This is a genomic window from Pelagimonas sp. KU-00592-HH (assembly GCF_040369695.1).
Taxonomy (GTDB): Bacteria; Pseudomonadota; Alphaproteobacteria; order Rhodobacterales; family Rhodobacteraceae; genus Shimia.
The window spans coordinates 324,146-343,291 of record NZ_BAABWM010000003.1; the positions used below are offsets into that span (position 1 = coordinate 324,146).

Here is a 19,146-nt window from a genome sequence, read left to right on the forward strand (position 1 = left end):
TGTGTGTGTTTGGCTTCAGCCTTCGAGCTGCACCAGCGCGTGGCGTTTTTTGCCGGCGGAGAGCTTGATTGGCGAGGCCAGGGCGGCGGCGTCGAGGCGCAGGCCGGGATCGGTGAGGGGGGCGTCGTCGAGCTTGGCGCCGTTTTCGCCGATCAGGCGTTTGGCGTCCTTGCCGGATTTGGCGAGGCCTGCCTTGACGATCAGCTGGACGATGGAGATGCCCTCGGCCACGTCTTCGGCGGTGAGCGTCAGGGTGGGCAGGTCATCGCCGATGCCGCCTTTTTCAAAGACTTCGCGGGCGGTGGCCTCGGCGGCGGCGGCCGCTTCGGCGCCGTGGCAGAGGGTGGTCACCGCGTTGGCGAGGATGATCTTGGCGTCGTTGATCTCGGAGCCTGCGAGCGCGCCGAGGCGGTCGCATTCATCCAGCGGCATCTCGGTGTAGAGCTTGAGGAAGCGGCCGACGTCGGCGTCGGTGGTGTTGCGCCAGAATTGCCAGAACTCGTAAGGCGAGCGCATGTCGGCGTTGAGCCAGACCGCGCCATCGGCGGATTTGCCCATCTTCTTGCCGTCCGAGGTGGTCAGCAGGGGCGAGGTCAGGCCGAAGATCTGGTTGTCGATCACGCGGCGGGTGAGGTCGATGCCGTTGACGATGTTGCCCCATTGGTCCGAGCCACCGAACTGGACCAGGCAGCCGTAGCGGCGGTTCAGTTCGAGGAAGTCATAGGCCTGCAGGATCATGTAGTTGAACTCGAGAAACGAGAGAGATTGTTCCCGGTCGAGGCGTGATTTCACCGACTCGAACGAAAGCATGCGGTTGACCGAGAAGTGGCGGCCGATGTCGCGCAGGAAGTCGAGGTAGTTCAGATCGTCGAGCCATTCGGCGTTGTTGAGCATCAGCGCGTCGGTGGCGCCGTCGCCGTAGTCGAGGTACTTGGCAAAGACCTTCTTAATGCCGGCGATGTTGTCGTCGATCTGGTCCGGGGTCAGCAGCGGGCGCTCGTCGGCGCGGAAGGAGGGGTCGCCCACCTTGGTGGTGCCGCCGCCCATCAAGGTGATCGGCTTGTGACCGGTCTTTTGCAGCCAGCGCAGCATCATGATCTGGATCAGCGATCCGACGTGCAGCGACTTGGCGGTGGCGTCAAAGCCGATATAGCCCGGCACCACGCCCTTGATCAGCGCCTCGTCGAGGCCCTGATAATCGGTGCAGTCCGCAAGGAAGCCGCGTTCGATCATCACGGCCATGAAGTCCGATTTGGGGTGGTAGGTCATGGGTGGTACAGGCCTTGTTCTGTTTGCCCCAAAGGCGGGGACGGTTTGGTTTGTGGCTAGGTAGCAAACCCGCCCCAACACTACAATCGTTGAGCGCGGTCTTATTGCGGGAAGTTGCGCGGAGCCCACGGGTGGGGTGACGTAAAGTCATTCCGAATTTCAGATATCTTGAATTTGATATGTCTCAAAGCATTCCTGCGATGGAATGTTTTAAAATTGCGTCGAGCAAAGGGGCTCGCTCAGAAAATTTCGAAGAGCACCAAGTTGAGTGGAGGACTTTCTATGCCGACTTTTACGATGTCAGCTTCAGCGGTTTCAATCGATCCGAACACGGACCTTGCGACATCCGTCTGGGTTGCCGATGTCGATCTGGTGTTTGCCGAGGGGGTGAACACGGTCGAGTATTCCGTTCTTGCGTCTCCGAGTGGTGAGTTGCCGATTGTCGAGTTTGAGCCGGAGGCCCTGACGGTACGCGTTGACGGCGCCTTGTTCAGCGCCCTTGGACCGGATGCGAATGTGCGTCTGGGCGATGTGTCCTGGGGCGCGGGCGAAGTGACGACGATCCTGATGTTCGAGGATCCGTCCAGCGACCGTTCCTTTATCGTGCGTCTTGCGGGCAGCATATTGCCCAGCTTTACCTGGACGGGCGCCTATGATGCCTGGGCGGCCAGCATCACCGGTGCCGGGGTTTCGACCCTGCCGTCCTATCTTCCCAATACGCCGATTTCTCTGGCGGGTTTGCCGCTGAGTGGAACCTCGGATCATGACGAGGTGCAGCTTGGTGACGACGACGACCTGCTGGATGGCGGTCTTGGCAATGACCGGCTTTTCCTTGGGGATGGCAATGACACCGGCCTTGGCGGCGCGGGCAATGACACGATCTACGGGGAAGGCGGTAACGACAGTCTCGAAGGCGGTGACGGCTGGAACAAGCTTTATGGCGGTGCCGGCAATGATGACCTTGTCGGTGGCAAGGAGAACGACACGCTGCAGGGCGGCGACGGCAATGACCTTTTGGAAGGCAACGGTGGCAGCGATATGCTGCAAGGCGATGCCGGCAATGACCAGCTGATCGGTGGCGATGGCTATGACCAGCTGATCGGCGGGGATGGCGACGATTTCCTTGACGGGGGCGCCCAGCGCGACACCCTTCTCGGTGGTGACGGCGATGATATCCTGCTGGGCGGGAGTGGAGAGGACATCTTCAATCCCGGTGATGGCAGCGACCTGATCGACTTTACCGGTGACGGGCTTGGGCTGACCACGCTGACCTACCAGGATGCCTCGGGGCCGGTGACTTTCGCGATTGACGGGGCCACCAACATGTCGACGGCGGATCAGGGCGCGTTCGGCTTTGACACGCTGCACAACCTGAACGCCGCGCTTCAGGCGACGGAAGCCCCGCCGTTTGATCCCTTCCACCCGCACGAGATGGATTTCGGCCTGTTGCTCTATGGCAGCGCGCATGATGACGTGTTCCAGGTGAACCTGCCGAGCATGAGCACCTTTGAAGTGTTCGGCGGCAAGGGCAACGACCTGTTTGATCTGAATGATCCGGCTGGCAACAGTGAAGTCATTCTGAACTTCAGCCGCGATGGATACCAGATGTGGACCAGCCCCGGTCAGGGTCTCGACATCAACCTCGGCACCGGCGTGGTGGCCAATGACGGCTTTGGCTTTGTCGATACGATCACCGGCACCGCCGCGATCGACGAGCTGGTTGCGACAGAGAATGACGACGTGATTGTCGGCAGTGCGCGCAACGAGATCTTTGACGTGCTGGGTGGCGATGACACGCTGGATGGCGGTGGCGGGGTGGATACCTTCCTTGCCGAGCATTTCCGCCAGACGGTTGACCTTCAGGCCGGGTTCGCACGCTCCTATGACTGGAACGGCAACCTGATGGACGACAAGGTTCTCATGAACATCGAGAACGTCGAGGCCTCGTGGGAGAATGTGAACCTGTTCGGGGATGCCGGGGCCAATGGCTTTTTCGGCAGCCAGAACGAGGACTTCATGTCGGGCCGTGGGGGTGCCGATACGCTGGAAGGCGGCTGGGGCAATGACACGCTTCAGGGCGATGCCGGCAACGACATCCTGCGCGGTGGCAACAATGATGACATCCTGCGTGGGGGTCTTGGGGCCGATACCCTAGAGGGGGGCAACGGCGACGACATCCTTGAAGGCGGAGGTGGAACCGATGTTCTGGACGGTGGCGATGGGCTTGACCTTGTCGGGTTCCAGAGTGCGACGGCCGGTGTGACCGAAACCATCCCTTCGGGCGGTCCGTCTGCGACCGGAGATACCTTTATCTCGATCGAGGGTCTGTTGGGGTCTGACTTCAATGACTCGCTGACCGGGAACGAAGGGGACAACCTGTTGCTTGGTGCGCAGGGCAAAGACACGCTGATCGGGGCCGGAGGCAATGATATCCTCAATGGCAACCGTGGCGATGACGAACTGAAAGGCGGGGCCGGCAACGACATCCTTGTGGGTGGCCGTGGCAATGACATGCTGGACGGTGGCATGGGCTTTGACATCCTGAACGGGGGCCGCGGCATCGACCTTGCCGACTACAGCGCAAGTGTCTCTGGCGTGACCGCATCCCTTCAGAATCCGGTTGGCAACAGCGGCCTGGCACAGGGGGATCGCTATATCGAGATCGAAGGTTTCCTTGGCTCGGGATCGGCGGATGACCTGACCGGCGACGATGGTGACAACCTGATCTTTGGCCGTGGGGGCGCAGACACCCTGCGGGGACTGGGCGGCGATGATGTGCTGAACGGCGGGGCCGGGGGCGATGTGCTCTTTGGTGGCGACGGATCCGACACGGCGGACTACAGCACGGCCTCGGCCAAGGTGAAGGCATCGCTTGGCGCGGCCGGAACCAACACCGGCGAGGCGGCTGGCGACAGCTATACCTCGATCGAGAACCTGTCCGGCACCGCGTTCTTTGACGAGCTTGCCGGCGACGGCGGCGCCAATATCCTGTTCGGCGGCAAGGGCAACGACAAGCTCTTGGGCAACAACGGCGCGGATACGCTGATCGGTGGCAAGGGCAAGGACACCCTGAATGGTGGCGACGGTATCGACGCGGCCAGCTATCAGGGGGCCGGCGCCGGTGTGAAGGTTGTCATGACCAATGTCGCGGCCAATACCGGCGAAGCGGCAGGGGACAAGTTCTTCAAGATCGAGAACCTGATCGGCTCGTCGCATGACGACATCCTGAGCGCCAATGGGGCGGCCAACAAGGTCTGGGGTGAAGATGGCGATGACTCGCTGACCCTCGGCAACGGGGCCGACAAGGGCTATGGCGGTGACGGGGATGACACCCTGTCGGGCGGTGGCGGCGCGGACCAGTTGTTTGGTGGCGACGGTGTCGACCTGCTCAAGGGTGGCCTGAAAGGCGACAAGCTATATGGCGATGACGACCATGACACGCTGAAGGGCGAAGGCGGCAACGACACGCTGGAAGGCGGTGAAGGGGCTGACGTCCTGAATGGCGGGGCCGGTGTGGACACGGCCAGCTATCTCAATGCCCTGTTCGGTGTCGAAGCCTCGCTGTCGGAGCCGCAAGAGAACACCGGCGAGGCCCTCGGCGACAGCTATATCGGTATCGAGAACCTCCAGGGCTCGGCGCATGACGACGAGTTGTCGGGCGACGGAGCGGCCAACACCCTGCGCGGGGAAGGTGGCCACGACGCGCTCTATGGCGAAGCCGGGGCCGATGTCCTGAGCGGTGGCGACGGCAATGACTCGCTGTTTGGCGACAACGGTGTCGACACGCTGTTCGGCAACGATGGGGATGACCTTCTTGTCGGTGGCGGCGGTGGCGACAAGCTGAACGGCGGTGCCGGGACGGATGTCGCGAGCTACTATACCTCTGGCGGCGGCGTGACCGTTGACCTGCTGAATGGTGCGCTCAACACCGGCGACGCGGCGGGCGACAGCTTTGTCGGGATCGAAGCCCTGCAAGGCAGCAACCATGCCGACCAGTTCTTTGGCGATGCAGGTGCCAACACCTTCGACGGTCTGGACGGTGACGACTACATGGTGGGCCGTTCCGGCGCGGATGTCTTTGTCGGTGGTGACGGCAACGACACCATGGACGGCGGCAACGGGGCGGACATCTTTGTCTTCAACTCCTGGGTGGATCAGGGCGATGATGTGCTGCTGAACTTCGATGCGGTGAACGACATGGTGCAAATCGAACTGAATGGTCTGAGCACCTCCACCGTGACGGTCTCGGCCGGAGGCGGCAACACGGTGATCAACTACGGTGACTTCTTCCACCCGAACTCGATCACCATCGCTGGTCAGGAGCTGCTGGAGACGGAGATCAACTTCAACTTCGTTTGATCGAGGTCTGGCGAGAGATATGGGGCGCCCGAGAGATCGGGCGCCTTGTTTTTGTTGGGAGGGATAGGTGTTGGTGGGTGCGGGGGAATGATGTTTTGAGGTTGGAATTCTCATCCTCTGCTGCGCGGCAAATGCCTGCCTTTTCCTAATTCACCAACCTAAGTAGTGCGTATCAAAAGCGCGCTTGATGCCATTGGAGAAATAAATTATATGACGTATAAATTTAATTGTGAGGAAGAGCCAATGCCCACAGGACACGTCATGATGGCAATGAGCCTTGACGGATTTGTTGCTAGAAAAGATCACTCGCTCGACTGGCTAAATAAGCAACCTGCGTCCGGCGAAGATCACGGTTTCAATGTGTTCATGGACAGTATCGATGTACTGGTTATGGGGACTGGATCGCTGAAAACCGTGCTTGGATTTGGTGAGTGGCCGTATTCAAAACCTGTTGTGGTTCTGAGCCAATCCATGACGACCGAAGACCTGCCTGACCATCTTCGCACAAGAATCGAGTTTTCAACCGAAACACCGCAAGAATTATGGAAGACGCTCGATCAGCGAGGATTCAACCGCGTCTATGTCGATGGTGGTGCAGTTGTGCAATCCTTCATCAAAGCAGGCTATGTTCAAGACATGAAGATCACAATAGTTCCGATTTTGTTGGGGGATGGGATTCGGATTTTTGGACAAAACGGGGGTGATATTGATTTGGATTTGATTTCTGCCACACCGTTTCCTTCGGGCATGGTTGACCTCGACTATTCTGTGAAGAACGAGTGAGTTCTCCAATGGCCGGCCGACCTACGAAATCAAGTCAACACCTGTCAAAGAGCGTAATCCTTCAAGCCGCGTTGCCAATTGTCCAAAGCATGGGTGTGGATGCTCTGTCATTCCGTTTGATCGCCGAAAAGTTGAAGGTTACACCGATGGCTGTGACCTATCATTCTGGTAGTAAGAAAGAGCTAGTAGCCGAACTGGTTGAATTGGCTTTTCACAATACGCTTCAAAGTGTTGGTGGAGATTGCCCGGCTGAAAAGGTTCGGAGCATTTTGAGCGCATATTTCCATCGCGCTGTCCTAAACGCCAACCTTTTGCGGGCTGTTCTCGACGATGTTTCACTAATGGGGCGAGAACTCCGCTACATCACGAATGAGTTGCAGTCCTGTGTTCGGGAACTGGGCAATGGAGACCATGACAATGTGCTCTTACACCTTCTCATCGACTACACACATGGGTTTGTTCTCTCCGCAACTAGCGGTAGTGGCGCGACGTTAAGTGTAGATGAATACTTGCGTGGAGTGGATTGGGTTTTGGCGCACGCGGCGGTTGGCGAGGGAGCAGGGCATTCGAAAGAAACAGGGTAGCGTCTACCATTTCCGGATTGCGACTGTTTCGAGATTCTGAACTCTCGCAAAGATCTGTGGGAGATTGATCCACCAGTGGTTTTCAAAGGGAGCGTTATCCCCCCTCAGACAATCCCTCTTCACCCTTGCAGGAGGGCGAGGGTTTGGTCGGCGATGACGCCTTCTTCGTCGGTGGGGATCACGAGGGCTTTGAGACGGCTGTCGGGGGTGGTGATCACGGGGCCGCGGGCGGCGTTGGCTTCGGGGTCGAGGTCGGCGCCAAGCCATTCACAGCCCTTGAGGATGCCGGCGCGGATGTTGGCGGCGTTTTCGCCGATGCCGGCGGTGAAGACGATGGCGTCGATGCCGCCAAGCACGGCGGCCATGGCTCCGATCTGGCGGTAGGCGCGGAAGATGAAGAGGTCGATGGCTTCCTGTGCGGCCGGGTCATCGCTGGCGGCGAGGTCGCGCATATCGCTGCTGATGCCGCCGGAGACGCCGTAGAGGCCCGACTTGGAGGAGACCAGTTCCTCGGCCTCGTCGACGCTCATGGCCATGTCGCGGATCAGGTGGAAGATCACGCCGGGGTCGATCTCGCCACAGCGTTTGCCCATCATCAAGCCGTCAAGCGCGGTGTAGCCCATCGAGGTGGCCACCGAGTTGCCGTCTTTCATGGCGCAGACGCTGGCGCCGTGGCCGAGGTGCATGACAACCACGCGGCGCTGGGTTTCGGTGTCGAGGAAATCGGGCAGGCGCGAGGCGATGTATTCGTAGCTGAGGCCGTGAAAGCCGTAGCGCAGCACGCCGTCATCGGTGAGTTCGCGGGGAATGGCGAACAGCTGGGCAAGGCGATCCTGCGTGCGGTGAAAGGCGGTGTCGAAACAGGCGACCTGCGGCAGGTCGGGCCAGACCGCGCTGAGGGCGGCGATGCCCGAGAGGTTGTGCGGCTGGTGGGCCGGGGCGAGCGGGGCAAGGGCGGTGATGCGCTGGATCACGTCGGCGTCGATCAAGGCGGCACCGGTGAAATCGTGCCCGCCATGCACCACGCGGTGACCGGCGGCGACCACGTGCAGATCGGGGAAGCGCTCTTGCAGGTCGGCGGTCAGCCAGGCGAGGGCTTCCTTGTGGCCGGACTCATGCGGGACGGGCAGGGGGGTGCTGTGATTTGGTCCGTGGTGCGCGGGGCCGTGGCCGATCCGGTCGATCAGGCCCTTGGAAATCAGCTTGCGATCGGAGTCGGCCTTGTAGATGGCGTATTTGATCGACGAACTGCCCGCGTTCAGAACCAGAATGGCGTTGGTCACAGGATGCCCTTTCCTTGGCGATGGTGGACGAGCAATAGCGCCAGTGCCGCTGAGATGACACGCGACAAGGTGCCGTCGGCGCGGCTTGTCAGCATGACGGGCACGCGGGCGCCGAGAACGATGCCTGCCGCGTCGGCGCTGGCGAGGTAGATCAGCTGTTTGGCAATCATGTTGCCCGCTTCGAGGTCGGGGGCAATCAGGACGTCGGGATCGCCTGCTACTTCGGAGACGATGCCCTTGGTTTCGGCGGCTTCCTTGCTGACCGCGTTGTCAAAGGCGAGCGGGCCGTCGAGCAGGCCACCGGTGATCTGGCCGCGGTCGGCCATCTTGCAGAGCGCGCCGGCTTCGACGGTCGAGGGGATCTTGGGATAGATGGTTTCCACCGCCGAGAGGATCGCGACCTTGGGCAGGTCGACCCCAAGCGCATGGCCCAGTTCGATGGCGTTCTGGACGATGTCGGCCTTGGTTTCGAGATCGGGAAAGATGTTGATCGCGGCATCCGAGATCAGGAGCGGTTTGGGGTAGGTGGGCACGTCGAGCACGAAGACGTGGCTCATCCGGCGTTCGGTGCGCAGGCCGCGTTCCTTGTGGACCACTTCGGACATGATCTCGTCGGTGTGGAGTGCTCCTTTCATGAGGGCCTGAGCCTTGCCCTGACGCACCATCAGCACCGCCTGCTTGGCTGAGTCATGGCTGTGTTTGGTCGAGACGATCTCGACGCCGTCGAGGGTGAGGCCGGCTTCATCGGCGGCGGCCTGGATGCGGTCTTCGGGGCCGACGAGGATGGGCACGATCAACCCGTGATCGCGGGCGGCAAGAGCGCCTTCGAGGGAGGTGTCGTCGCAGGGATGCACGATGGCCGTGGGGATCGGATCGAGCGGCCGGGTGACCTCGAGCATATGGGCAAAGCTTGCGCCCATGTCCTGGATTTCGGCTTCGGTCTTGGTCTGGTCAACGGGGAGTATCACCGGTTTGCTCCTTACGGTTGTTACTCGTGCAGTGGCGGTATTATGCATCCAAGGGTCACGCGAAAATGACACAGGACAAATCCTGGGCCAAGCGGCGCAGGTGCCGTGGCGGAATGGTGAAATTTCATGCAGCTGTCATGAAACTGCCGCGACGGGGGCAATCAGGTTTCCGCAAGGAAGCTGCCGAACTGGCCGTTGGCAAAGACCAGCGGGCTGCCGGTTTTCAGCATGACGTGGTCAACCTGGCCGACCATGATGGCATGATCGCCAGCATCGTGCAGGGCCGAGGTCGAGCATTCGAAACGGGCGAGGCAGTTGTCGATCAGCGGGACGCCGTTGTCGCTCAGGTGCACCGACAGGCCTTCGAAGGCATCGCCCTGTTTGGCAAAGCGCATCGCGATGTCTTTCTGGTCTTCGCCCATGACGTGGATCGCGAAATGCGTGGCGGTTTCGAAATGGGGATAGCGCAGCGAGGTCTTGGAGGGGGCCCAGAGCACCAGCGCCGGATCGAGGGAAACCGAGGAGAAGCTGTTGGCCGTCATGCCGATGCCGCCCGTCGGGGACGGGGCGGTGATGACGGTGACGCCGGTCGCAAAACGCCCAAGCGCATCGCGAAAGGCGCGCGTGTTGTCTTCATCCGGTGAGAACCGCATGACCATGACTGATTGACCCTTGTTGTTCGCGCGTGGTGGGTTTGCCCGCATTTACGCTATTTGTGTCCACGCGCAAGGGGTTTCGCGGCGTTCAGTTGAGATCTTCGAGCAGGCGGCCGTGTTTGCGGGTTTCGCGGATGACCTCGCCGAAGGTGGCATAGCCGCGCGATTGCAGCATGGGCAGCAGTTTGCACAGCACTTCGGCGGTGGCCTGCGCGTCGCCAAGGGCGGTGTGGCGCAGGTGGGGCGGGATGGTCACGCCGAGGCGGTCGCACAGGGCATCGAGGGTGTGGGTTTCGCTGGCCCCGAAGAGGACGGCCGAGAGAAGAACGGTGTCGATGATCGGGTGATCCCATGCCACGCCAAGCCGTTTGCCATGACGCTTGAGGAAGGCCATGTCGAAGGGGGCGTTGTGGGCGACGATGACCGAGCCATTGGCGAACTTGTGGAAATCGCGCGACACGGTGTCGATGCCGGGGGCGTCGGCGACCATTTCGTTGGTGACGTGGTGCACCTTGGTCGAGGCGGCGGGGATCTTCATGCCGGGATTGACCAGTTGGTTGATCTCTTCGCCGGGCACGATGCGGCCGTTGACCACGCGCACTGCACCGATTTGCACGATCTCGTCCTTGTGCGGCAGGAGGCCGGTGGTTTCGGTGTCGAACACCACGAAGTTCAGGGTGGTGAGCGGCGTGTCCTCGAGCGCGCGTTCGCTGTCGTGTTCCATGAGGTCGAAGTCATAGATCAGCGGGCGGGCGGCGTCGGGCGAGATTTCGGCATGGGCCTCATCGATCAGCAGCATATAGCCGGGGGCGTGGCCGACCGGTTTCAGGCGGGCATCGAAAGTGAGCCGTCCTTCGACGCCGTGGACCTCGAAGGCGACTTCCTTGCCGGTCTTTGCAAGCTGGGTATAGGCGGCGAGGATTTCGTCCTTGCGGAAGTAATCGAAGATCGAGGCGTTGAGGCGCGGGGTGTGGATCTGGCCAAGGACGCTTGCCGCCTGACCATCATACAGCACGATCTGGTGGGCGGGGTTGACCAGCACCATGGCCACGGGAATGTCGGTCAGGAGCGAGGTCAGACGTTCCTTTTCGGCGGCGAGGCGGGCGGTTTCCTGGGCTACGGCTTCGGCGCGATCAAGGGTGGTCTGGCTGAGCTGGGTCGAGACGGCCTGAGCGGCGGGAGCGAGATCGCCGAGATAGCGTGCCTGATGGGTGTCGACCGAGGAATCGACGCCAGCATGGGCATTGGTGCGCATGGTCGCGGCGATACGTTCGATGGGTTTGGCGACGTTTTCATCGAACAGAAGCCAGATGCCGACCGAGAGGCCGATCAGGCCAAAGCCTGCAAGGATGCCGGAGAAGACGAAGCCGGACATCATGTCGCCTTCGAGGGCGCGGCGATAGCCGAGGGCAAGGGCGAGGCCGATCAGGGCAACACCGGCGACGGCGATGAAGACGAAGAACAGGAAGACGCGGACGCGCAGGCTCAGTTGGGTAAACATCAGCTTGCCTCGCAGATTGTCTTGAGGATCGGGTCGGTGGCGGGGACGGTCGACCATTTTACGCCCTCGACCGACCCGTCATCGTTCATCTGCACGGCCTCGGTGATCGGGGCACGGCGCAGGGCCTCGCAATCGGCGAGAACGCCCAGCGATTTGACCGGCGACCAGCGCGAGTAGAGGAAGATCTCGGCAATACGGCGCTCAGGCACGGCGGGGTGGCGGTTGATGGTGGCGGTGTCGACGGCGACGAAGCGTTCCACGAAGGGGAAGAGATAGGTCCAGGGGCGGTAGAAGGCGGTGGCTTCGACGCTTTCGGCGATGACGAACTCGGGGGGCATATTGTCTGTCTGGCGCGGGAACCAACCGTATTCGTTGCTGATGGTGGCGGCCAGCATGGCAAGACCGGCGGCGACCGGCATCAGCCAGCGGGGCAGGCGGCCCTTGAGGCTGCGGTTGATCACGAAAACGATCCCGGCGGCGGCGATGCCGGCAACCAGCGTGGCGATCAGTTCAAAAAACATGTCTTCTCCTCCTCGGGGATGGCCCCGTGACACGCTCCGACCGGGGCCTCCACCCCGGACGGTGTGCCGTCATCTTTGTTAACCCAGCATGCCACGGCCGTGGCCGATGGCGGATTGCAGGGATTTCACCACGACGAATGCGTCGCGCAGGTGGCTGCGTTCGAAATCCGAAAGTTCGGCGGGCAGCAGGTAATTGTCGGGCGCCAGTCCGTTCTTGACGCGCTCGGCCTGGTGCAGCAGGCGAGTCTCGGCGATCAGGTCGTAGGCGTCCAGAAGATCGCGGGCACCGGACGAACTTAGCACGCCGGAATGTTCGGCGGCTTCGAGACGGGCGCGGGTATTGACCTCGGTCAGCTGGCCCTGAAGCGCGTAGATGCGGCCAAGATCGACGATCGGCACAACGCCGTTGTGTTTCATGTCGAGCTGGTTCTTGTGTTCACCCGAGCGGATGGTGGCGAAGCCACGCAAGAGACCCAGCGGCGGTTGGTGCTTGAGCGAGTTCGAAATCATGTGGGCCACGAAGATCGAGTTCTTCGAGGCGGCGGTGAGCGTATCTTCCTGCAAGTCGTCGAACAGGTGGCGGTGGCCGCCGATGGGGCGCAGGTCGAACATGACGGAGGCCAGCATCTGGGCCTCGGGATCGGGTTTGTTGATCCACTTGTCGAAGTAGCCCTTCCAGACCTTGAGCGGTTGGCACCAGCGCGGGTTGGTGGCCATCATGTCGCCGGGGCAGTAGACATATCCGCAGGTGTTGAGGCCGTCGCAGACGAAGGTGGCGAGATCGGCGAAATAGGCCATGTCGGCTTCGGTGGCGCTGTCATGCAGGACGATGCAGTTGTCCTGATCGCTGACGCCGGTCTGTTCCTGACGCCCCTGCGAACCGCAGGCCAGCCAGAGGTAGGGCACGGGGGCGGGGCCGAGTTTCTGTTCGCCAAGGGCCAGAAGGCGGCGGGTGGCGGTGTCGGCGATGTCGGTGATCAGGCGGGTGACGACCTCGTGGCGGTTGCCGCCGGCAACCAGTTGCACCAGCAGTTGCGGGATGCGGTCGGTGACCTTGGCCATCTCTTCTGCGGTGTCGGCATGTGCGATTTCACTGACCAGTTCGGCCGAACTGACGGCCTGAAAGCGGGTCAGGTCGGTTTGGGTGACGATGCCAACCAGTTTGCCCGCCTCGACGATCGGGATGTGGCCGATCTTCATCTCCATCATGGCGTGCAGCACGTCCGAGCCGATGGCGGTGGGCGCAAGCGTGACGGGGTTACGGGTCATGACATCCGAAATCGGGGTGGTGACGGGCAGGGCCTTGGCCAGCACTTTGCCAGACAGGTCGCGGGTGGTGAGAATGCCGGTGAGTGCGTCGCCTTCGGCGCTGATACAGAGCGAGGAAATGCCCTTGTCGCGCATCAGGATAGCGGCGTCCTGTACGGTGGCATCGGGGGGGCAGGTGACGGGGCTGTGGGCCATCAGGGTTTCAACGCGGCTGGTGGCCAGATCGTTGCCGCGGGGTTTTTCGATGCGGGTGCGGTCAAAGAACTTGCGGGCGACCTCGTGGTCCTCGATCAGCTTGTAGAAGGGGATCGGGGGCAGCACCAGGAGGATGGAGTGTTCATCGGCGCGGGCGCTGGTGACGGAGATGCCGTCGCGCAGGAGGCCGCGTTCGCCAAAGGAGTTGCGGATGCCGAGGTGCGAGACCACCACGTCGTTTTCATCCGAGACCTCGATCTGGCCTTCGTAGACCAGAAACAGGCCGGGGAGCTTTTCGCCAAGGTCATAAACCGAAAAGCCTTTTTCGATTTCCCAGGCTTCGAACAGGGGGGCGTATTCCTCGAGAACCTCGGGGGCGAGGGCGTCGTAGGGGTGAACCGATTTCAGGAAACGCAGGATCTGTTCTTGGGTGAGAGGCATGGGAATCGACCTTGGAGGAGAAATAAAAAAGTCCTGTCCGATATGAACCGGACAGGACCAAATTTAAAGATGGCGGGCAGTCGCAGGGGACTGCCCGACCAGAGCCTCTTAGTGACCTGCGGCGGCTGCGCCTGCACCTTTCGGGATACGGACGTTTTCGACCAGTTCGTCGATTTCGGCCGGGATCGGATCGGTCGACTTCGAGACCATGAAGGCAACTGCGAAGTTGATCATTGCACCGATTGCACCGAAGGAGGTCGACTTGATGGTGCCGAGCAGCGGGTCAGCATCCGAGAACGAGTTGGTACCCGGGATGAAGAACCAGCCTTTGTGCAGGAAGATGTAGATCAGGGTTACGACCAGACCTGCCAGCATACCTGCAACGGCGCCCTTGTTGTTCACCTTGGTGAAGATACCCATCATCAGGGCCGGGAAGATCGACGCAGCGGCCAGACCGAATGCCAGAGCAACGGTTTGTGCGGCGAAGCCCGGAGGGTTCAGACCGAGGTAGGTCGCGACCGCGATAGCAACAGCCATCGAGATACGTGCCGACATCAGTTCGCCTTTTTCCGAGATGTTCGGGCTGATAGCGCCTTTGATGAGGTCGTGCGATACCGCCGAGGAGATCGCGAGCAGGAGGCCTGCAGCGGTCGACAGAGCGGCAGCCAGACCACCGGCAGCAACCAGGGCGATCACCCAACCCGGCAGGTTGGCGATTTCCGGGTTGGCCAGAACCAGGATGTCGCGGTTGAACTTGACCAGTTCGTTCTCGCTACCCCAGCCAGCGGCTTCCATTTCGGCAACTTTGTCCGCGTTCTTGTCGTTGAAGTACGCGATTTTGCCGTCGCCGTTTTTGTCTTCCCAGTTCAGAAGACCGGTTTTCTGCCAGGTGGCCATCCAGTCATACTGAGCTTCGTCTTCCATCATCTGAACCGATACCGGCTCGGACGAAGTACCATTCGGCCACATCAGTTCCGAGATGTTCAGACGTGCCATTGCACCAACAGCCGGAGCGGTGAGGTACAGCAGGGCGATGAACACCAGGGTCCAGCCAGCCGACCAACGTGCCGCCGAAACGGTGGGAACGGTGAAGAAGCGCATGATGACGTGGGGCAGACCCGCGGTACCGATCATCAGCGACAGGGTGAACAGAACCATGTTCAGCGTGTCGGCGTGGTGTGCGGTATACTCGGCAAAGCCCAGCTCGGTCACGATTGCGTCCAGTTTCGCCAGCAGCGGTTCACCCGAAGCAGCGTGCTCGCCGAACAGGCCCAGGGCCGGGATCGGGTTGCCGGTCAGCTGCAGCGAGATGAAGATCGCCGGGATGGTGTAGGCGATGATCAGAACGCAGTACTGTGCAACCTGGGTGTAGGTCACACCCTTCATGCCGCCGAAAACGGCGTAGGCGAAAACAACACAGGCGCCGATCAGCAGACCGGTGGTGTTGTCAACTTCCAGGAAGCGGCCGAAGGCAACGCCAACACCGGTCATCTGGCCGATCACGTAGGTGGTCGAAGCCACGATCAGACAGATAACGGCCACCAGGCGTGCGGTGGGCGAGTAGAAGCGGTCGCCGATGAATTCCGAAACGGTGAATTTGCCGAACTTACGCAGGTACGGTGCCAGCATCAGAGCAAGCAGAACGTAACCACCGGTCCAGCCCATCAGGAACGACGAGTTGTCATAGCCGGTGAATGCGATCAGGCCGGCCATCGAGATGAACGACGCTGCCGACATCCAGTCAGCACCAGTTGCCATACCGTTGACGACGGGGTGAACACCCTGGCCAGCAGCATAGAATTCAGAAGTCGAGCCCGCGCGGGCCCATACGGCAATACCGATGTAGAGCGCAAAGCTCGCACCGATAAAGATCCAGTTAAGTACAAACTGATCCATTGTCCCTCAGTCCTCTTATTCTTCCACGCCGTGTTCGGCGTCGAGTTTGTTCATGCGCCAGGCGTAGAAGAAGATCAGCGCCAGGAAGACCAGGATCGAACCTTGCTGGGCAAACCAGAAGCCCAGGTCGGTTCCGCCGACGGCGATGCCGCTCAGCGCCGGGCGCAGCAGGATGCCGAACCCGAAAGAGACCAGCGCCCAGATAACGAGGCTGATCTGAATGATGCGAATATTGGCTTTCCAATAATCGTTGTTGGATGAGTTGTCGGCCATGATGGCTCCTCCCTCTTTTCCGTTTCCTCCGCAAAGAAACGCGGGGGACCAGCCCCGCGTTCTTTACACTTCCCCTTTACGCGGTTGCCTTTTCGACAATCGCGCTCAGATTGCCTGCGATTACAGCGATGTCGCCCATGGCGTCGGTGCGTTGCAGGCTGCCCTTGCCTTCGTAGTAGGCAATGAGCGGTGCCGTCTGCGCGTGGTAGGCCTCAAGTCTGCTTGCCACGGTTTCGGCGTTATCGTCGGCGCGGCGTTTCATTTCCGTGCCTCCGCATTTGTCGCAGACGCCGTCGACGGCGGGCTGCTTGAATTCGTCGTGATAGCCTTCGCCGCAACCGGCGCAGGTGTAGCGGCCCGAGATGCGGGTCACCATTGCGGCGTCCTCGACCTCGAGGCTGATGGCGGCGTTGATCTTCTGGCCGCTTTCCGCCAGCAGATCGTCCAGCGCGCTTGCCTGTACGGTGGTGCGCGGGAAGCCGTCGAGGATCACGCCCTTGGCGCAGTCCTCATCGGCAAGGCGATCGCGCAGGATGTTGATCACGATTTCGTCGCTGACCAGATCCCCGGCTTCCATCACGGCTTTGGCGGCCAGACCGGCTTCGGTGCCCGCAGCAACGGCTGCGCGCAGAAGATCGCCGGTGGAGAGCTGAACCAGCCCGAATTTCTCTTCGAGCATACGGGCCTGGGTGCCTTTCCCGGCCCCCGGAGGGCCGAGAAGGATCAGAACCGGGGCGGTCGATGCGGTGGTTGCTCCGTCCATCGAATTAACCCTTGTTCATGCGGTTTTCGATCAGGTCGTCCACGACCGACGGATCTGCAAGGGTCGAGGTGTCGCCCAGCGAGCCGTAGTCGTTTTCGGCGATCTTGCGCAGGATGCGGCGCATGATCTTGCCCGAACGGGTTTTCGGCAGGCCGGGGGCCCACTGGATGAGGTCGGGCGATGCGATCGGGCCGATCTCGGTGCGGACCCAGGTGCGCAGTTCCTTGCGCAGCTCTTCCGACGGTTCCTGGTCGTTCATCAGGGTGACGTAGCAGTAGATGCCCTGACCCTTGATGTCGTGCGGGTAGCCCACAACGGCGGCCTCGGCCACGGCGGCGTGTGCAACAAGTGCGCTTTCCACTTCGGCGGTGCCCATGCGGTGGCCCGAAACGTTGATCACGTCGTCGACGCGGCCGGTGATCCAGTAGTCACCGCCTTCGTCACGGCGGCAGCCGTCACCCGCGAAGTAGTAGTTCTTGTAGTCCGAGAAGTAGGTTTTCTCGAAACGCTCGTGGTCGCCCCAGACGGTACGCATTTGCGACGGCCAGCTGTCGCCGATGCACAGAACGCCTTCGACGCCGTTGCCGGTGATTTCTTCGCCCGAGTGCGGGTCGAGAACAACCGGCTTGATGCCGAAGAAGGGCTTCATGGCCGAACCCGGCTTGGTCGCGTGTGCGCCCGGCAGCGGGGTCATCATGTGGCCACCGGTTTCGGTCTGCCACCAGGTGTCAACGATCGGGCATTTGCCCTTGCCGACTACGTCGTTGTACCAGTTCCAGGCTTCCGGGTTGATCGGCTCACCCACGGTGCCGAGGACGCGCAGGTCGGAGAGGTCGCATTTCTCGACGTACTCGTTGCCCTGGCCCATCAAGGCGCGGATCGCGGTGGGGGCGGTGTAGAACTGGTTGACTTTATGCTTTTCGCAGACCTGCCAGAAGCGCGAGGCATCGGGGTAGGTCGGAACGCCTTCGAACATGACGGTGGTCGCGCCGTTGGCCAGCGGGCCGTAGACGATGTAGCTGTGGCCGGTGACCCAGCCCACGTCAGCGGTACACCAGAAGATGTCGCCTTCGTGGTAGTCGAAGGTATACTGGTGGGTCATCGATGCGAAGACGAGATAGCCGCCCGAGCAGTGAACAACGCCCTTGGGCTGACCGGTCGAACCCGAGGTGTAGAGGATGAACAGCGGGTCTTCGGCGTTCATCTCGGCGGGCTTGCAATAGTCGTCTGCTTCCAGCGCCATTTCGTTGTAGTCGAAGTCACGGCCGTCGATCCAGGTGGTCTGGTCGCCGGTGCGCTTGACCACGAGGCATTTCACGGTGTCCTTGCAGTGCAGGAGGGCTGCGTCTGCGTTCGACTTGAGAGCGGTCTTGCGGCCACCGCGCGGTGCGGTGTCTGCGGTGATGACCACCTTGGCGTCACAGCCGTTGACACGGGCAGCGAGAGCGTCGGGCGAGAAGCCCGCGAATACGATCGAGTGGATCGCGCCGATACGGGCACAGGCCAGCATTGCATAGGCGGCTTCCGGGATCATCGGGAGGTAGATGATAACGCGGTCGCCTTTGCGCACGCCCATGTCTTCCAGGATGTTGGCCATCTTGCAGACCGACACGTGCAGCTGTTTGTAGGTGATGTGCTGGGCTTCTTCGTTCGGATCATCCGGTTCGAAGATGATGGCGGTCTGGTCGCCGCGGGTTTCGAGGTGGCGGTCGATACAGTTGGCGGCGACGTTCAGGGTGCCGTCTTCGAACCACTTGATGTCGATGTTGCCGGGGGCAAAGGACGTGTTCTTGACCTTGGTGAAGGGCTTGATCCAGTCGACGCGCTTGCCGTGCTCGGCCCAGAACGCTTCGGGATCTGCCATCGAGGCCGCGTACATTTCATTGTATTTCGCTTCATCCGCATGGGCACGCGCGATCATTTCGGCGGATGGCGGATAGGTGGGGTTTGCGGTGGCTTCAGACGACATCGAGGCTCCTCCCTCTGGTGTTGACAAATGGCTTTAACCTGCCGGAACGCAGGATGATCCTCCTTTATCCGGCGTTGCTTGGGATCATACCCAAGACTGAAAATTATGAAATAAGTAGCCGAAAGCTAAGGAAGTTTTTGTGAAGACTTTTCCAGACGCCCTGTCGAAGTTGTAAATAATTTGCCAGAATTTGTAAAAACCCCTGCAAAAGCAAGCGATTGAGAGTCAACGGTGTTTTGAAAAGGCGTTTACTGACCCTTGAAAACGGGGGATTGCGGCCTAATACCCAATTCTACCGAGGTGTGACAAATCGTTCATCGTGAATATTTGCGCTGCAAGGCCGGCAAGAAATACCGCATTGGGAATCGTTGCACGGGCGATGGACCGAGCACGGGGCTTGCAGTATCACTGGACCC

At 60.9% G+C, this 19,146-nt stretch carries 14 protein-coding genes; 3 read left to right on the top strand and 11 right to left on the bottom strand.

Annotated features, from left to right (window positions below):
* Nucleotides 1-15: 15 nt before the first annotated feature.
* Nucleotides 16-1,269, bottom strand: coding sequence for a tyrosine--tRNA ligase (gene tyrS, locus ABWV42_RS13965; RefSeq protein WP_255106277.1), 1,254 nt, complete (start codon nt 1,267-1,269; stop codon nt 16-18).
* A gap of 282 nt (nt 1,270-1,551) precedes the next feature.
* Between tyrS and ABWV42_RS13970 the strand changes: the two genes are divergently transcribed.
* The 3 genes from ABWV42_RS13970 to ABWV42_RS13980 all read left to right on the top strand — a co-directional run bounded on the left by ABWV42_RS13970 (nt 1,552) and on the right by ABWV42_RS13980 (nt 6,995).
* The gene (locus ABWV42_RS13970) at nt 1,552-5,628 is read left to right on the top strand and encodes a calcium-binding protein (RefSeq protein ID WP_353340705.1); all 4,077 of its coding nucleotides are present in this window, start codon (nt 1,552-1,554) and stop codon (nt 5,626-5,628) included.
* A 210-nt stretch (nt 5,629-5,838) separates the two neighbouring features.
* Nucleotides 5,839-6,411 carry a dihydrofolate reductase family protein gene (locus ABWV42_RS13975; RefSeq protein ID WP_353340706.1) on the top strand — a complete coding sequence of 191 codons (573 nt, stop codon included), beginning with the start codon at nt 5,839-5,841 and terminating at the stop codon, nt 6,409-6,411.
* Between the two features lie 8 nt (nt 6,412-6,419).
* Complete coding sequence (locus tag ABWV42_RS13980) at nt 6,420-6,995, top strand: TetR/AcrR family transcriptional regulator (protein ID WP_353340707.1); 576 nt, start codon at nt 6,420-6,422, stop codon at nt 6,993-6,995.
* Between the two features lie 119 nt (nt 6,996-7,114).
* Here ABWV42_RS13980 and ABWV42_RS13985 read toward each other — a convergent pair whose 3' ends face one another.
* The 10 genes from ABWV42_RS13985 to acs form a co-directional block, all read right to left on the bottom strand.
* Nucleotides 7,115-8,278, bottom strand: a complete 1,164-nt coding sequence (locus ABWV42_RS13985) for an acetate/propionate family kinase (protein WP_353340708.1) — start codon at nt 8,276-8,278, stop codon at nt 7,115-7,117.
* A complete protein-coding gene (locus ABWV42_RS13990) occupies nt 8,275-9,246 on the bottom strand; it encodes a bifunctional enoyl-CoA hydratase/phosphate acetyltransferase (protein WP_255106287.1) in 972 nt (323 codons plus the stop codon). Before ABWV42_RS13990 ends, ABWV42_RS13985 begins: the two co-directional genes overlap by 4 nt.
* Before the next feature lie 161 nt (nt 9,247-9,407).
* Nucleotides 9,408-9,905, bottom strand: coding sequence for a flavin reductase family protein (locus ABWV42_RS13995; protein WP_353340709.1), 498 nt, complete (start codon nt 9,903-9,905; stop codon nt 9,408-9,410).
* An 85-nt stretch (nt 9,906-9,990) separates the two neighbouring features.
* Entirely contained in the window at nt 9,991-11,403 is a 1,413-nt protein-coding gene (locus tag ABWV42_RS14000) for a 3'-5' exonuclease (RefSeq protein ID WP_255106290.1), read from the bottom strand.
* The gene (locus ABWV42_RS14005; protein ID WP_353340710.1) at nt 11,403-11,924 is read right to left on the bottom strand and encodes a hypothetical protein; all 522 of its coding nucleotides are present in this window, start codon (nt 11,922-11,924) and stop codon (nt 11,403-11,405) included. The genes ABWV42_RS14000 and ABWV42_RS14005 overlap by 1 nt, the downstream gene beginning before the upstream one ends.
* Before the next feature lie 78 nt (nt 11,925-12,002).
* A complete protein-coding gene (locus tag ABWV42_RS14010; RefSeq protein ID WP_353340711.1) occupies nt 12,003-13,829 on the bottom strand; it encodes a DUF294 nucleotidyltransferase-like domain-containing protein in 1,827 nt (608 codons plus the stop codon).
* Between the two features lie 108 nt (nt 13,830-13,937).
* The gene (locus tag ABWV42_RS14015) at nt 13,938-15,725 is read right to left on the bottom strand and encodes a sodium:solute symporter family protein (protein ID WP_255106300.1); all 1,788 of its coding nucleotides are present in this window, start codon (nt 15,723-15,725) and stop codon (nt 13,938-13,940) included.
* Between the two features lie 15 nt (nt 15,726-15,740).
* The gene (locus ABWV42_RS14020) at nt 15,741-15,998 is read right to left on the bottom strand and encodes a DUF4212 domain-containing protein (RefSeq protein ID WP_255106302.1); all 258 of its coding nucleotides are present in this window, start codon (nt 15,996-15,998) and stop codon (nt 15,741-15,743) included.
* Nucleotides 15,999-16,074: 76 nt separating this feature from the next.
* Nucleotides 16,075-16,761: an adenylate kinase gene (locus tag ABWV42_RS14025; protein ID WP_353340712.1), complete on the bottom strand. Its 687-nt coding sequence runs from the start codon at nt 16,759-16,761 to the stop codon at nt 16,075-16,077.
* A 4-nt stretch (nt 16,762-16,765) separates the two neighbouring features.
* Nucleotides 16,766-18,730 (bottom strand): acetate--CoA ligase, encoded by a 1,965-nt coding sequence (acs, locus tag ABWV42_RS14030; protein WP_255106305.1) that lies wholly within the window; start codon nt 18,728-18,730, stop codon nt 16,766-16,768.
* Between the last annotated feature and the right edge of the window lie 416 nt (nt 18,731-19,146).